Annotated in this window: 15 protein-coding genes; 4 read left to right on the top strand and 11 right to left on the bottom strand. The window is 65.9% G+C overall.

Annotation, left to right across the window (positions count from 1 at the left end):
* Positions 1–32 precede the first annotated feature (32 nt).
* From Q9R13_RS17645 to Q9R13_RS17675, 7 genes are all read right to left on the bottom strand, one after another.
* Positions 33–1,550 (bottom strand): class I adenylate-forming enzyme family protein, encoded by a 1,518-nt coding sequence (locus Q9R13_RS17645; RefSeq protein ID WP_310962484.1) that lies wholly within the window; start codon positions 1,548–1,550, stop codon positions 33–35.
* Positions 1,551–1,641: 91 nt separating this feature from the next.
* Positions 1,642–2,424: an SDR family NAD(P)-dependent oxidoreductase gene (locus tag Q9R13_RS17650; protein WP_310962485.1), complete on the bottom strand. Its 783-nt coding sequence runs from the start codon at positions 2,422–2,424 to the stop codon at positions 1,642–1,644.
* A gap of 118 nt (positions 2,425–2,542) precedes the next feature.
* Positions 2,543–4,075, bottom strand: coding sequence for an AMP-binding protein (locus Q9R13_RS17655; RefSeq protein ID WP_310962486.1), 1,533 nt, complete (start codon positions 4,073–4,075; stop codon positions 2,543–2,545).
* A 4-nt stretch (positions 4,076–4,079) separates the two neighbouring features.
* A complete protein-coding gene (locus tag Q9R13_RS17660) occupies positions 4,080–5,231 on the bottom strand; it encodes an acyl-CoA dehydrogenase family protein (protein WP_310962487.1) in 1,152 nt (383 codons plus the stop codon).
* Between the two features lie 9 nt (positions 5,232–5,240).
* Positions 5,241–6,557: an acyl-CoA dehydrogenase family protein gene (locus Q9R13_RS17665; RefSeq protein WP_310962488.1), complete on the bottom strand. Its 1,317-nt coding sequence runs from the start codon at positions 6,555–6,557 to the stop codon at positions 5,241–5,243.
* A gap of 17 nt (positions 6,558–6,574) precedes the next feature.
* On the bottom strand, positions 6,575–7,432 hold the full coding sequence (locus Q9R13_RS17670; protein WP_310962489.1) for a TIGR03619 family F420-dependent LLM class oxidoreductase: 858 nt from the start codon (positions 7,430–7,432) through the stop codon (positions 6,575–6,577).
* Positions 7,429–8,370 (bottom strand): enoyl-CoA hydratase, encoded by a 942-nt coding sequence (locus Q9R13_RS17675; RefSeq protein ID WP_310962490.1) that lies wholly within the window; start codon positions 8,368–8,370, stop codon positions 7,429–7,431. Before Q9R13_RS17675 ends, Q9R13_RS17670 begins: the two co-directional genes overlap by 4 nt.
* Positions 8,371–8,494: 124 nt before the next feature.
* Here Q9R13_RS17675 and Q9R13_RS17680 point away from each other — a divergent pair, with 124 nt between their 5' ends.
* Positions 8,495–9,265, top strand: a complete 771-nt coding sequence (locus tag Q9R13_RS17680; RefSeq protein ID WP_310962491.1) for an SDR family NAD(P)-dependent oxidoreductase — start codon at positions 8,495–8,497, stop codon at positions 9,263–9,265.
* A gap of 118 nt (positions 9,266–9,383) precedes the next feature.
* The gene (locus Q9R13_RS17685; protein WP_310962492.1) at positions 9,384–10,154 is read left to right on the top strand and encodes a FadR/GntR family transcriptional regulator; all 771 of its coding nucleotides are present in this window, start codon (positions 9,384–9,386) and stop codon (positions 10,152–10,154) included.
* Between the two features lie 54 nt (positions 10,155–10,208).
* Here the strand turns inward: Q9R13_RS17685 and Q9R13_RS17690 are convergent, their stop codons facing one another.
* Both Q9R13_RS17690 and Q9R13_RS17695 read right to left on the bottom strand, forming a co-directional pair.
* Positions 10,209–11,237, bottom strand: coding sequence for an NADP-dependent oxidoreductase (locus Q9R13_RS17690; RefSeq protein ID WP_310962493.1), 1,029 nt, complete (start codon positions 11,235–11,237; stop codon positions 10,209–10,211).
* Positions 11,234–12,241, bottom strand: coding sequence for a phosphotransferase family protein (locus Q9R13_RS17695; protein WP_310965115.1), 1,008 nt, complete (start codon positions 12,239–12,241; stop codon positions 11,234–11,236). The genes Q9R13_RS17690 and Q9R13_RS17695 overlap by 4 nt, the downstream gene beginning before the upstream one ends.
* A gap of 249 nt (positions 12,242–12,490) precedes the next feature.
* Between Q9R13_RS17695 and Q9R13_RS17700 the strand changes: the two genes are divergently transcribed.
* Together Q9R13_RS17700 and Q9R13_RS17705 are read left to right on the top strand one after the other, a co-directional pair.
* Positions 12,491–13,471: a thiolase family protein gene (locus Q9R13_RS17700; RefSeq protein WP_310962494.1), complete on the top strand. Its 981-nt coding sequence runs from the start codon at positions 12,491–12,493 to the stop codon at positions 13,469–13,471.
* The gene (locus Q9R13_RS17705) at positions 13,468–13,866 is read left to right on the top strand and encodes a Zn-ribbon domain-containing OB-fold protein (RefSeq protein ID WP_310962495.1); all 399 of its coding nucleotides are present in this window, start codon (positions 13,468–13,470) and stop codon (positions 13,864–13,866) included. Before Q9R13_RS17700 ends, Q9R13_RS17705 begins: the two co-directional genes overlap by 4 nt.
* Here Q9R13_RS17705 and Q9R13_RS17710 read toward each other — a convergent pair.
* Together Q9R13_RS17710 and Q9R13_RS17715 are read right to left on the bottom strand one after the other, a co-directional pair.
* Positions 13,839–14,297 (bottom strand): hypothetical protein, encoded by a 459-nt coding sequence (locus Q9R13_RS17710; RefSeq protein ID WP_310962496.1) that lies wholly within the window; start codon positions 14,295–14,297, stop codon positions 13,839–13,841. The genes Q9R13_RS17705 and Q9R13_RS17710 overlap by 28 nt on opposite strands.
* 14 nt (positions 14,298–14,311) lie before the next feature.
* A complete protein-coding gene (locus tag Q9R13_RS17715; RefSeq protein WP_310962497.1) occupies positions 14,312–15,085 on the bottom strand; it encodes an SDR family NAD(P)-dependent oxidoreductase in 774 nt (257 codons plus the stop codon).
* Positions 15,086–15,094 lie beyond the last annotated feature (9 nt).

Consider the following 15,094-nt stretch of genomic DNA (forward strand, 5'->3'; position numbering starts at 1 on the left):
ACGTCATCATCTTCCTCCGTTGGGTGGCGCGCCTACGCGGTCGCCTTAGCGGCCTCATGGGCGAGGATCTTGCGCAGCTCGCCCTTGAGAATCTTCCCATCCGGCGACTGGGGCACGGTGTGCGTGCAGACCACCCGCTCGGGCAACTTCTCCTTGGAGAGCTTGAGGCCGAGCAGGTGCTGCACGAGGTCGGCCATGGTGACTTCCTCATCGGTCCAGATCCACGCACATGCACGCTCGCCGTAGACCGGATCCGGATAGCCGACCACGGCGACATCGCGGACACCGGGGTAGAGCCGGATGAGCTCCTCGACCTCGCTCGGATCGATATTGAAGCCGCCACGGATGATCATGTCCTTGAGGCGCCCGACGATCTTGACGTAGCCGCCTTCGACCTTCCGGCCCAGGTCCCCGCTGCGTAGGAAGCCCTCAGAAGTCAGCATGCCTTCGACACCTGACGGGTCGCCCAGATATCCGAGCATCAACGAGGGGCCCCTCATGGCGACCTCGCCGACCTCGCCGTCGGGAAGTCGTTCTCCCGAGGGCCCGAGGATGACCAGATCACAGTCGGGACCCGGCTTGCCGTCGAGGAGATTGCGCTCCTCCTGAGTGGAGTCCAGACCCATGTGGCAGTGCATCATGACCTCCGCCATCGCATAGACGCGAAGGACCTCGAAGCCCATGATGCGGCGAGCATCGGCGATGAGGTCGGACGACATGGGCGAACCACCCATGGAGATGGTGCGCATCGACGAGAGGTCGAGCGCATCGCCGAGTTCCTCGCGGGCTCGCATGAGCATGAGAAGCATTGTTGGAACCATGGTCGACCAGACACACTTCTCGCGCGCCATCAGCTCGACCACGCGAGCTGGATCCCACTTCTCGCTCTTGACGATGGGCAACCCCCTCGTTAGGCCGAGATACGTGTAGAAGGTGAAACCGGGGGCTCCCGCCCCTGCACCGGTGACGCAGATTGCCTCGCCGTAGCTGAGCCCGGCCCGTTCCGCGATTCGGTCGGCGACCCAGTCCATCGAACTCCAGCCGTGCATCACGCCCTTGGGCAGGCCCGTCGAACCACTGGTGAAGCCCACGACTGCCGGCACGTCTCCGGCCCACGCATGCGGCTCGACCGCGGTCGGTTGATCCGCGGCGATCTCGGCGCGGGTGGTCACGAGCATTCCCTCACGCTCGTCCACCATTGCGCGCTGCACATCGGTGTTGACCATGACGACGGTGGGATCTGCGAGTTCGACGACATAGCGGAACTCGCGTTCACCGAGGCGCTTGGGGATGGGCATGAAGACACATCCAACGCGTGCTGCTGCCAGGGCGACGGCCACATCCTCGAACCCGGTGTCATAGTGTGCGACCACGGCGTCGCCGGGTTTGGCACCGGCGGCGAGGAGCGTCGTGATCACACGATCGGCCTGCGTCGAGAGCTGCGCTCGCGTCCACCGGTCGTCCCCGACCACGATCGCGGTGGCCTCGGGATCGGAATCGAGGTGGCGGGCAAACGAATGGGCCAGGCTCACAGATTGATTCGGCAACATATCTCCTGGGGCGAGAAAACGTCAGATGTTTTGGATGGAGGCGTGACGGTGTCGTGGGTGACTCGGAAGTCGGCCACGCGTCGCCTGGGGATCAGTACGGCGATGCGCCGCCGTCGACGTTGAGAGCGGTGCCGGTGATGCCACTGGCGGCATCGCTTGCGAGGAAGAGTGCGGCAGCGGCGACCTCGGCGGCCTCGATCGGCCGTTGGAGCGCCGATTCCTTGTAGTAGATGGCCGCGAGCGCGTCGAGGTCGGGAAGATTCATGGCTTGGATCGTGGCGGGGCCGACGTCGTAGAAGGCGTCGGTGAGGACGATGCCCGGGCAGAGGGCGTTAATGGTGATGCCTTCGGTGCCGACTTCGCGAGCTGCTGACTTCACCAGGCCGAGAATGGCGTGCTTGTTTGCGACGTAGCCCGGAATCCCGGGCTTGCCCAGCTTCCCTTCCATCGATGACATGGCGATGATTCGCCCGCTCTTGCGGGGGAGCATGTGCTGGATCGACGCACGCATGCCCCAGAAGACGTGATTGAGGTTCCAGTCGAGCTCGAACTGCCATTCCTCGTCGGACATCTCTGCCACCGGTGCGGTCTTGTCGCAGCCGCCGGCGTTGAGAACGGCGATGTCAAGCCCGCCGAAGTGGTCGATCGCCGCGGCGATCAGGTGCTCCACGTCCTCGCGGCGGGTCGCGTCGCACGGCACGAAATGGGCCTGGGTGCCGGCGTCGAGCTCGCGCAGTGCCTGTTCGCCCTTCTCGGCCGACCGGCTACTGATGACGACGTACGCCCCTTCGGCCAGATAGGCCTCGGCGATGGCGCGTCCCAAGCTCCGCGTGCTCGCGGTGATGACCGCTACTTTTCCGTCGAGCGTAGGCATTCTTAGTCCTCCTGAGGTGGGTCCGCTTCCGAGGCAAGCGATGAGCCGTGCTGTGCGCCTGACTATAAGTCAGATGTTTTCTCGCAGCAAGAGATCGCAGTCATTTTGGTGGCCTTGATCATCCGTCCGCGCGCAACTGGGCGCGGAGCTGGAATTTCTGAATCTTGCCGGTTCCCGTCTTGGGCAGATCGCCAAACACGACCTCTTTCGGGGCCTTGAATCCGGGGAGTTGCTTGCGCGCCCAGGCGATAAGTTCGACGCTGGTGAGACTGGCCCCACTGCGGAGGGTGACGAAGGCAACCGGTACCTCGCCCCAGCGGTCATGCGGTGCGCCGACGACTGCACACTCAAGCACGTCGGGGTGGGTAGCAAGCGCCTGCTCGACTTCCACCGAGGCGATGTTCTCGCCGCCGGAGATGATCACGTCCTTCGCCCGATCGCGAAGTTCGATGTAGTTGTCAGGGTGCATCACTCCGAGGTCGCCCGTTCGGAACCAGCCGCTACCGAACGCCTCCGCAGTGGCAACGGGATCGCGGTGATACCCCAAGGCGACCGTGTTGCCCGTCAGGACGATCTCACCCACGGAGACACCGTCCGCTGGCACGTCACGGCCGGCATCGTCGACGACGCGCACGGGCGCACCGGCGATGTTCGCGTTGCCTTGGCGTGCCTTGAACGAGGCCTGCTCGCTGAGCGGTGCCGCGGCACGTTCCGGTGGGAACTCGGACACGACGGAGGGCCCGAAGGTCTCGGTCAGACCGTAGTAGTGGCGCACGTCGAAGCCCAGGTCACCCAGTTGGCCCAGCAGTGTCGGGGAGGGTGGCGCTCCGCCGGTGCCGACGAGCACCCGATGGGGGACGCGGGCGGCGAGCGAACTCGCTGCGAGGTCGATGAGCACCGTTGGTGCTGCGTTAAGGCTGGTGACCCCCTCCTCCTGCACCGCGCGCCAGACAGCGTCTGGTCGCACCTGCCGCAGGCATACGTGTCGTCCTCCGGCCGCAGTGACCGCCCAGGTGAAGCCCCATCCGTTGCAATGGAACATCGGAAGGGTCCACAGATGGACGGTGCTGGGGTCGAGCGCGGCGTGGTAGGCCATGGCAAGCGCCTGCTGGTGGGCGCCCCGATGGTGGTAGATGACCCCGCGCGGGCGGCCAGTGGTCCCTGACGTGTAGTTGAGGGCGAGGCTGGCGTATTCGTCCTCGACCGCGCGCTCGACCTCATCAGCGTCGATGAGCAGTTCCTCATACTCGACGTCCGAGATCTTGGCAGACGCAGGCAACCGGCTCGCGAGCGCCGCAAGCGAATGGTCATAGAGCAGGACGCTTGCCGACGCATGTTCGGTGATCCATGTGAGCTCGTCAGCGGTGAGTCGGATGTTCAGCGTCAACACTGTTGCGCCGGCTAGGGCGACGCCGAAATGTGCGTCGAGGAGCATGCGGCTGTTGGGGGCCAGCAGGGCTACGCAATCGCCTGGTTTCACTCCCTGGGCAGCGAGGAGTCCTGCCATCCGGCGGACACGCGTCAGCCAAGCGGCATAGGTGATCCTGATGTCACCGTCGACGACAGCCACACGTTCGGGGAAGACGACGGCCGAGCGTCTGAGGAAGTTGACGGGGCTCAGCGGAAGGTCGGTCGGTGGCCGGGCGCTCACGGGGTCAGCCGCGCAATTGCAGCGAGCGTCCGATGACCTCACGCATGATCTCGTTGGAACCGGCCCAGATCTTGGTGACGCGGGCGTCCTGCCACGCGCGGGCCACGGCGCTCTCCTGCATGTACCCGTAGCCTCCGTGCATTTGCACGCATGCATCGACGACCTCGTTCTGGAGATCGGATGTCTTCAGTTTCGCCTTCGCGGCGTCGATCGGTGTGAGCTCGCCGCGCACATGGGCGTCCACACACGCGTCGACGTACGACTGGGCGATGTCGACCTCGGTCACGAGGTCGGCCATGCGGAAGCGGATGTGCTGGAGGGACCCGATGCTGGCGCCGAAGGCCTGTCGAGTGGAGACGTAGTCACGAGTCATCTCGAGCACGTGCTGAGCGTGCGTGATGTTGCAGACCGCAGAGGCGAGGCGCTCTTGAGCGAGGTGCTCCATCATGTAGCCGAAACCCTCGCCGCGGACACCGATAAGGTTGTCAGCTGGGACACGGACTTCGTCGAAGAAGAGCTCCGCAGTGTCGCCCTGGTGCTGACCGACCTTGTGCAGCAGCTTGCCGCGGTGGAGGCCGGGCGAGTTGCCGTCGACGGCGATCAGCGAGATGCCATCCCTTCCCGTGGTCGGCTCGGTCCGCACCGCCGTCACGATGAGGTCGGCCGAGGCGCCGTTCGTGATGAAGATCTTCGAGCCGTTGACGACCCATTGATCGCCATCGAGGGTCGCGCGTGTCTGGAGCCCCGCCAGATCCGATCCTCCTGCGGGTTCGGACATGCCGACCGCGGTCACGATGTCACCCGAACAGAAGCCCGGGAGCCATCGTTGCCGCTGCTCTTCAGTGGTTCGCTTCGTGAGGTACTGCGAGACCACATGGGTGTGGATCCCCAGGGCGCAGGCGTATGCCAGGCCGGCGCGGGTCAACTCCTCGTCCATGACGGCGTTGAACCTGTAGTCATCGACGCCCATGCCGCCGTACTCCTCAGCGACGCACAGGCCGAGCAGGCCGAGTGCGCCGGCCGCCCGCCAGAGCTCGCGATCCAATCTTCCCTCGTGCGCGAACCGCTCGTCATGGGGTTCGATCGCGTTCCGGACGAAGGCACGCACGCTCGTCCGGAAGTCTTCGTGATCGGTGTCGTAGATGCTTCGCAACACGCTCGTCTCCTAGTACTGGTCGGGGGCCGCGAGAGCAGCGGGATCGTCGAGATAGGCCGCGAAGCGTTCAGCCGCCTGGCGGCGCCGCGTGGGCAGGTGCTCGCTGGGAATGTCATGTCGCTCGTATCCGCGGAGGATTCGGCGCGCGACCGTTGCACGATGTACCTCGTCGGGGCCGTCGTAGATGCGCGCGTTGCGCGCCTCCTTGTACATGTCCTCGAGCGGCAGATCGGTCGTGATGCCCAGCGAGCCGTGCGCCTGGATGGCGCGGTCGATGACGTTGTAGAGCACCTGGGCCCCGTAGAACTTGATCAGCGAGATCTCCGTCAGTGCGGCCTTCACGCCCTGTGTGTCCATCTTCCAGGCCGCATGGAGGGTCATCAGCCGGGCTGCCGAGATCTCTGCAGCCGAGTCGGCCACCCAGTTCTGCACGGTCTGCTTGTCGGCGAGGAGCGAGCCGTGGGTGTAGCGGGACACTGCGCGCTCACAGAGCATGTCGAGTGCCCGGCGCGACTGGCCGAGCCACCGCATGCAGTGATGAATGCGGCCCGGTCCCAGGCGCTTCTGGGCAAGGAGGAAACCTGCGCCCCGGGCGCCGACCAGATGTCCTGCCGGCACGCGGACGTCGCGGTACCGGACCTCGGAGTGGTTGCCGATCCGTCCCGGCTCGGGGTGTGGGTGCTGCATGGTCCCGATGTCGCGGATGATCTCGACTCCTGGCGTGTCCCGAGGGACGACGATGATCGATGCCCGCCCGTGGGGAGCAGCGTCGGGATCCGTCACGGCCATGACGATGAGGATGTCTGCGGCAGAGCCGTTGGAGGTGAACCACTTGTGTCCATTGATCACCCACTCGTCCCCGTCACGGACCGCGGTCGTCGAGAGGAGCGTCGGATCGGCGCCGGCGCCGGGTTCGGTCATCGAGAAGGCGCTGCGAATCCCTCCGGCGAGGAGTGGTTCGAGCCATGCCTCGCGTTGCCATTCCGAATCGGGGGCCTCCTCGATTCCCAGCGCCAGCAGCTCCGAATTGCCGGAGTCGGGCGCATTGTTGCCGAAGACGACGGGTGCGAGTGACGACATGCCGATGATCTCGTGCAGCAGGCCGAGACTGACCTGTCCGAATCCCATGCCACCCAGAGCGGCGGGAAGGTGCGCGGCCCACAGGCCCTGGCGCTTGACTTCTGCCTGCAGGGGACGAATTGCCGCAGCCAGTTGTGTCTGAGGTAGTTCGAGTGATTCCAGCAGGAAGACCTCGCTGCGGACGAAGTTCTCTGCCCATGCCAGCTTCTCGGCATACTCGGGTTCTGTGGAGAAATCCCAGGCCATGTCGATGTCCTCTCGTTTCAGGCGTCGGGGCGGATGGCGAGGCGTTCGGCGAGTTCCTCGAGGCGGTCGACCGCCTCGCTGCCCTTCGCCCAGGGGCGTACGACGAGCCGGTCGATGCCGGCAGCTCCGTACGCTTCGACCATCGCGTCGGTGACGTCCCCGGTGATGTGGGCGCTGAATTCGAAAGCGTCGTCGCGCGCCAGTTCTGCCCTCTTGCCGCGGATGAACGCCGTTGCCTCACCGACCGTCTCGGGTGACATGCCCGTTGCCAGCCAGCCCTGGCCGCGAGTCGCCGCGCGGATGAGCGCCTTGGGTCCGTGGCCACCGAAGATGTACGGCGGATGCGGTGATGTGGTCGGCTTCGGCTCCATTGCCACAGGGGGCACCTCGAGCAGGTCGCCCCGGTAGGTCGTCACCCGCTCGGTGAAGAGGAGATCCATCACGTCGAGCGTCTCGTCGAGGAGGCGACCACGCCGGTTGAAGGGCTTGCCCATGATCTCGAACTCCTCACGCAACCAGCCCGAGCCGATGCCGAAGCGGAAGCGCCCGTCGGAGTACTGGTCCATCGTCATGACGGAACGGGCCAGCCGGAACGGATCGTGGAGGGGGACGATCGAGATCGACACGACGAGCTCGAGAGTGCTCGTGCGTGCTGCGAGGAAGCCCAGCGCGGCGTATGGGTCGAAGAAGGGGAGAAAGCCGTGGAAGGCCTGGTGTGCGTCATCCTCCGCATACGGGAAGTGCGAGTCCTGGTGGACGGGCGTGACGACGTGTTCGCCCATCCACACCGAGTCATAGCCGAGCCGCTCACAGGCGGTGGCTACGTCGACGGTCTGGTGGGCCCGTAGCGGGAACAGCGAAACGCCGAACTTCACGAGGCATTCCCCGAGGTCGAAGCACCGGGAAGCCCGTCGCGTGTGCGCCGCCGAACCGGTTCAGCCGACGACCACTCAGGCACGCCGAATTCAGGGGTGCCGAGGTGGGTCTCACCTCGGGTGACCTCGGCCCAATGCGAGTGGCTGACCTGATGCAGGGAGAAGCAGGCATTGAGTGCGTTGTAGAAGCCCATCTGGTCGACCGTCTGGTTGACGGACTCCTTGATGAGCAGCGAAGCGACGGTCGGAAGCTTCGCGATCCGGCGGGCGAGTTCGAGGGTCCTGCTCTCGAGTTCGTCGTCGGGGAAGATCCGGCTGACCATGCCCCACTCGTGGGCCTCTTCGGCACCTACTGAGTCACCGAGCAGGAGGAGTTCCTTGGCACGTCGGGGACCGAACTCCCACGGGTGCGCGAAGTACTCGAGGCCGCACATTCCAAGCCTTGTGCCGACGACGTCCGCGAAGGTGGTCGAGGGCGTTGCCACGATGAGGTCGCAGGCCCAGGCCAGCATGAGCCCGGCGGAGAAGACCGGCCCCTGTGTCTGGGCGATCGTGATCTTGCGCAGGTCACGCCAGCGGCGCGTGTTCTGGAAGTAGTAGTGCCACTCCTGCAGCATCCGCTGTTCGGTACCGAGCCGGGAGCCACCGTTCAGGTCGTAGCTGGGGTGGCCCTCGGGAGCACCGGAGCGCTCTCGTACGTCGTCCGCGGATCCAAGGTCATGGCCGGAGGAGAAGACGGGCCCATTCCCGCCGAGAATGACCACTCGGACGCGATCGTCACGCTCTGCCCGGACGAGGGCGTCGTCGAGCTCGACGAGCAGTCCGCGGCTCTGCGCATTTCGCTGGCGCGGCCGGTTCAGCATGATGCGAACGATCCCGCCGTCGTCGATCTCGTCGTAGGTCAGGTAGGAGAACGGATCCTCCGTCGTTGTGGTCATCGTGTTGTCCTCGGTTGGGAGCGAAGCAGCGAAAAGAGCGATGGTGCAATACATCAGATGTATAGTACAAATGTAGTCCGGTGGCTAGGGGTCGTCGGATCGAAGGTCGGAGGAGGTGGCTTTGATGGCCGAAGTGCGAATCGATCCCGGCGGGTTGTTCTCGCTCGCGGGAAAGACCGTCCTGGTCACGGGCGGCAGCCGTGGTCTCGGCCGGGAGATGTGCCTGGGGTTCGCGGCAGCCGGCGCAGATGTCGTCGTGAGCAGTCGGGATCTGGGCGCGTGTGAAATGGTCGCCGCAGAGGTCGAGGCGTTGGGGCGCAGGGCCGTGCCCGTTGCCTGCCATGTAGGCAGGTGGGACGAGTTGACGAACCTGGCCGATGCTGCGATGAAGGCATCGGGCCGCGTTGACGTGCTGGTGAATAACGCCGGCATGTCGCCGGTCTACGGCTCGGTGGCAGAGATCGGCGAGGACCTGTGGGACAAGACGGTCAATGTCAACATGCGTGCCGCGTTTCGCCTCACCGCACTGCTGGCGCCGAAGATGGTGGCTGCGGGCGGCGGAGCGGTTGTCAACGTGAGCAGCATCGGGGCCGTCCGGCCCACGCGCGATATCGTTCCCTATGCGGCCGCAAAGGCCGGTCTAAACGCCATGACGGCGGCGCTCGCCAAGGAGTACAGCCCATCGGTGCGCGTAAACGCGATCATGCCCGGCGCGTTCGCGACCGACGTGGCGGAGTACTGGTCGGACGAGGCCGTTGAGCGGGTGTGTGGCATGACTGCGCTGGGCCGTGTCGGCAGGCCTAAGGAGATCGTGGGGACGGCGCTGTATCTGGCCAGCGATGCGTCGAGTTTCACCAATGGCGCGGTCATTGCCGTCGACGGGGGCCGCGACTGAGTGCGCTGTGATACCTCAGACGTGTAACGTGCGAGCCAGCTCTCGCGGTCGAGTGCAGACTGAGGTGCGGAAATCGAGCCCGTCACATGACGGGCCGGACGGGTAGGTGGTCGGGGACATGGCACAGGACAAGGCGGACTCGGCACGGCTCTCGCGCGCCCGCCAACTGCAGAAGGCAGAGCTGGGTGTCAGCCGGGTGCAGTCGTCGTACACGCAGGTCGCTGCACAGCTGCGCGACCTGATCACGCGTGGTGATCTGGTCGTGGGTCAGCGGCTGCCCTCCGAGGCGGAGATGGCGCCACTCTTCGGCGTCAGCCGGAGCACGATCAGGGAGGCACTGCGGATCCTGGTCACCGAACACCTCATCGAGACCCGGCGCGGTGTCCAGGGCGGTGCCTTCGTGGCACAGCCGGACCCCAGTCAGCTCGAGGGCATGTTGAGCACCTCCTTCAGCATGTTGGCGCTGACCAACCAGGTCGACGCGGAGGCCTTCCTCCAGGCAATGAGTGCCTTGGACGGCCCGGCGGCAGCGCTGGCCGCGCGCCGGCGCGGGGGCGACCAGGTGGACGAGCTGATCCGCACGACCCGAGAGATCGATGCGGACGATCTCGAGGTGATGCGCCAACTGCACATCGACTTCCATTCGGCGCTGCTCGTAGCCTCGGGGAACAAGCTGCTGGTCGCGATGGGTCGACCGGTGGCGGCGGTTGCGCGGGCGCGGTTCCGCCGCACGACGCCTGGCGAGGAGTTCTGGGAGCAGAACCTTCGCGACCATCAGGCGATCGCGCGGGCGATCCTCGACGGCGACGAGGTAGAGGCCTTTCGGCGGGCCAACGAGCACATCACCGGTAATCTCGCGCCCTACTACGAGCAGGAGAAGGTGGACTGATCGCACCCGTCGGGCACGAGCGCCTCGTGGCGGTCAGGGGAGGAGCCACGCTGGTCAGCTGGTCGGGTCCGGTGAGACCCGTACCAGCGCCTTACCGAAGTTGCGACCGGTGAGCATGCCGACGAAGGCGTCGACCGCGTTGTCGAGCCCATCGGCCACGTCCTCCAGGTACCTGATCTCGCCGCCGCGGATCCACGCGGACATCTCGTCGACGAAGCGGGCGTGGTGAGTGGGGAGGAACTGCGCTTGGAGGAAGCCCTGGACCGTCAACCTCTTGACCAGTGCCCGGCGCAGGAAGGTCGAGAGCCGGTCCGGACCCGAGCCGGCACCCGTGTCGTTGATCTCCGCCACCAGCCCGCACAGCGGGATGCGGCCATGGACGTTCATGCGTCTGATGACCGCGTCGCCCACCTCGCCGCCGACGTTCTCGAAGTAGACGTCGACGCCATTGGGGGTGGCCTCCTTGAGCTGCTCGCGAAATTCGGGCGACCGATGATCGACGGCAGCGTCGAAGCCGAAGTGCTCGCGCAGGGCGCGGACCTTGTCGGCGCCCCCTGCGATTCCGACGGCCCGCGCACCCTTGATCCGGGCGATCTGCCCGACAGCCGACCCGACAGGCCCCGTCGCTGCTGCGACGACGACGGTCTCACCGTATTGTGGATGACCTATCTCGAGTAGGCCGGCATAGGCCGTGAAGCCTGGCATCCCGAGCACTCCGAGGGCCGTGGAGATGGGTGCGACGGACGGGTCGACACGCCGCAGGGCACTCCCGTCGACGATGTCGTGGGTTTGCCACCCAGACTCGGAGAGGACGAGGTCGCCGGTCGCGAAGGCGTCGTGCTCGGATTCGAGGACCTCGCAGACCGTCTCGCCGATGATCGTCCCTCCGAGGGGGATGCCGGAGGCATAGGACTTCGCATCGGAGAGGCGACCACGGACATAGGGATCGAGCGAGAGATAGATGACCCGTAGGAGGACCTGTCCCGGCTCGAGTGGCGGGAGGTCGAAGGTCGTGGACGAGAAGTCCGAGGCGGTGGGGAGGCCGACAGGATGCCGTGCGAGCGTGATTCGGGATGGCCTCATCTCGGCCTCCCGTTGGGGGTGGTGACATCCAGGCGGCGGAGCCCGTCTGAAACCAGCCGCGGGATCGAGGGCGCGATCCGTTCCCAGTGTGGATCCTCGCGGCGGCCCGAACGATGCATATTCAGGTTGAGCCCGGCGATCACGGCGAAGCGATAGCTCGCGAGCGCGCGCGCGAATGCCACTTCCTCGCGATCGACCGCGCGACCGAGAGCCGATTCGTACCAGGCGAGGACGACCTCTTGTGGCGGGATGTCCTGCGTGGCCACGTCGTGACTCCAGGATGCTTGGTCGTTGATCGAGAGGAACCAGCCGATGTCGAGAAGCTGCGGTCCGAGGCCGCTCACCTCCCAGTCGAGCACGGTGCCGAGGCGGTCGTCGTCGAAGAGAAGGTTGGAGAACTGGTAGTCGCCGTGAACCAGGCCGGTTGAGGGCTCCGCCGGTGCTCCGTCTAGCAGCCCGCGGCGGAGGCGCGTCGCGTCCTTCTGCCATTCCGTAGGCATTCGTTCGAGGGCACGGTCCCAGGCGCACACCTCGTCGGTGTAGGAGACCGGCTCACTCCATTGCCGGAGGTCGACCGATGCCGGCAGGCGGTGCAGCTGTCCCAATGTGGTGACGGCGGCTCGGACGTGATGCGCGCCGGGTGGCTGGCGATCGGCGATCTCGAGACTAACGGTGTGGCCCGGCATCCGACGGACGAGCAGGAAGGGCGAGCCGAACCATTGGTCGTCGGTCCCCGGGTCGAGCACCGGAGCGACGGGAAGCCCCTTCGAAGCCAGGTAGCGTAGAACTGGGATCTGGCGCAGCACGTCGGCATTGCGGGTGCCCGCGCCCGGTGGAGGCAGGCGCAGGACCAGGGGCTCGCGCGTGCCGTCGGGCTGGGTCACGTCGAAGCCGTAGGTGAATCCCGAGTGTCCGTCGAGCGTGCGTACGCCGGACACCCGCGCGCCGGATCCGCGGGTCCCCTCGACCCAGACCCGCAATTGTTCCTCGAGCTGACTGATCATCTCCACCACTTCTCCGGCGTGACGTGAGGACTTGAAGCGATGACGTTACTATACATCTGACATTTATAGTGAGGAGTGCTCGTGGAGATCGCGGTCGTGGGGGTGGGCGAGAGTGACTATGGGCGTCGAACCGGGCGGAGCGAGGGCGCGCTTGCGCGTGAGGCAGTCGATCGTGCTCTCGCCGACGCCGGGCTGACCGGTGCTGACGTCGACGGCTTCGTCACCGAGGGGATGCTCACCTCCCACAGCGTGCCGGTCGACCAGATGGCGCGTGCGCTCGGCATCCCCGAACGACCCTTCTCGGCGCAGACCTCGATCGCGGGCGCCGGTGTGGTCGCGGCTCCGAGGCTGGCGCGCACGATCATCGAGGCCGGTCTGGCAAGCGTCGTCGTCACCTACTTCTCGATCGCCCTTGGTGCGAACAGCGGTGGACCCTATGCCGTCCATGCTGAGGACCCGTGGAAGGCGGAGTTCGAGCTGCCCGCAGGATGGTTCGGGCAGCCGACCTATTTCGCGGCTGTCGCGGCGCGCTATGCCCACGAGTTCGGTCTGCCGGACGATGCCCTCGCTGCCGTGGTGGGCGCCGCCCGTGCGCACGCGGCGCGCACGCCCAACGCGCTGTTGCGTGAACCCGTGACTAGTGCTGACTATGACAGGAGCCCGATCGTGGCGAGTCCGCTCCGGAAGGCGGACTGTTGCCTGACGAACGATGGCGCCATTGCCTATGTGATGACCAGCGCGGAACGCGCGCGATCATTGGCGAAACCCCCTGTCGTCGTCCGTGGCGCTGGTCTCGCGGCGGCTGCGACAACCCAGGCAGAGTATTTCACTCAACGGTCCGACTATTTCTCTCTGGCCGCTGGCGCTGCCTTCGGGGCAGCTCTCGCGGAGTCAGGACTTCAGCGTTCCGACATCGACATCGCCGAGCTGTACGACTGCTTCTCCATCACCACCCTTCTGCAACTCGAGGAGCTCGGCTTTGCCGAGCGAGGGGGTGGGCCCGCGTATGTGCTCGAGAGCGGTATCGGTCCGGGAAGCCCCGTGCCGGTGAACACGCACGGTGGCCTGCTCGCCCAGTCGTACGTCGTCGCCGGCAACCACGTCGTCGAGGCTGTTCGACAGCTCCGCGGTGAGCGCGGGGAAGGCCAGGTCGAGGGAGCTGAGGTGGCAATGGTCACCGGCTTGGGAATCCCGGACTATGCGTGCACCCTGCTGAGCGTCGACCGATGAACAGGTCAGAGATCGACGAGGAGTTCTGGAACGCTGCGCGGGAGGGGCGGCTCAGGTTGCCGCGATGCCCGTGCTGCCACGCGTGGTGGTGGTACCCACTGGACACCGGGCCGTGTCACGCCGCTGCCTACGAGTGGGTGGAGATACCGACGACAAGCCTGGTCTTCACCCGAACCGACGTGCAGCGGGCATTCGTCCCCGGCCAGGCAGTGCCGTTCACGCTGGCGCTCGTCATACCCGGAGCGGCACCGGTGGTACGGCTGGTAGTCAGGCTCGGTGGTGAGGCTGCCATCGGCGACTCCGTCGACCTCAAGGGCGTCGCCGAGACCGAGAACGGGCCCGTACTCGTCTTCGGCGCGCGATCTGATCAGTCGTCCCGGCCGACCAGCACGTAGGCGCCGTTGATCTCGTTTTCGCGGTCGATGCGCCGGGCCAGAATTGCCCGACCCTGGGCGCGAAGCTCGTCCTCGCCGGCGTCGGCGGCAAGCTCGAGGAGACGGGCGAGCACGATCGAGCCGGCTTCGTATGCGCTGACGACGTCATCGAGGTGGTAGCTTGCCGCGGGCTCAGGCGCCACGATGTCGGCGACTTCCGGCGTGCCGCTCAGGGCGTCGAGCCCGGCGCGCGCGTAAGCAGCCATGAGATCGGTCTCCTCAAGCATCCAGGCGACCTCGTGTGCCGAGCGAACGGCAGCAGTCCGCAGGGTCGTGGCGATCACTGCGAGTGCTTGCTGCGCGGCGCTCGCGCCCACTTCGGGGGCAACGAGCTGCTCGAGGTTGTGGCAGCACTCGAGGATCAGCTTCTCGGTGGTGGGTCTGGGGATCACGTTATTCTCCTGGATCAGTGGGCGAGCAGTCCGGCATCGACCGAGAGTGCGTGCCCGAGGATGAAGGACGCTTGGTTAGAGCAGAGGAAGAGGGCAGCTTTTGCGACCTCCTCAGGATCGCCGAGGCGTCCCAGGAGGCTCAGACGTGAGGTGACTTCGTCGCGATCGCGGCCGCGACGAGCGATGGTGGCATCGAGTAGCGGAGTGCGGATCCCGCCGGGAGAGATCACGTTGACGCGGATGCCGTGTTCTGCAGCCTCAAGGGCGGCAGTCCTGCTGATGCCGACCACGCCATGTTTGCTCGCGGTGTAGGCCGCCTGGCGGGCGTTTCCCCGGAATCCGGCGGTGGAACCGATGTTCACTATGGCACCACCTCCGCCCTGTGCGATGAGCTGGCGCAACTCATACTTGAGGCATAAGAAGGTCGACCTGAGGTTGACGGCGATGATCTGGTCGAAGAGTTCTTCCTCGAGGTCGACGAGGTGAGTCGTCTCGCGTTCAATGCCGGCAGAGTTTACCGCGCAGTCGAGGCGGCCGAATGCTTCCACGGTCTTCTCGACGAGTTCTTGCAATGCTGCCGCGTCGGAGACATCGGTGTAGAAGTAGCGGGCGCGTGCCCCGCTTGCCGTGATCTCTGCCTCGACCGTCCGACCGCGCTCGTCATCGAGGTCGGCGACCACCACATCGGCTCCAGCGGTGCCGAATGCCAGAGCCGTCGCGCGACCCATGCCGCTGGCTCCACCTGTCACCAGGGCCACCTTGCCGGCGAAGGACGGGTAGTCGTGCATGTCGGCCTC

The organism is Nocardioides marmorisolisilvae (assembly GCF_031656915.1).
Classification (GTDB): Bacteria; Actinomycetota; Actinomycetes; order Propionibacteriales; family Nocardioidaceae; genus Marmoricola; species Marmoricola terrisoli.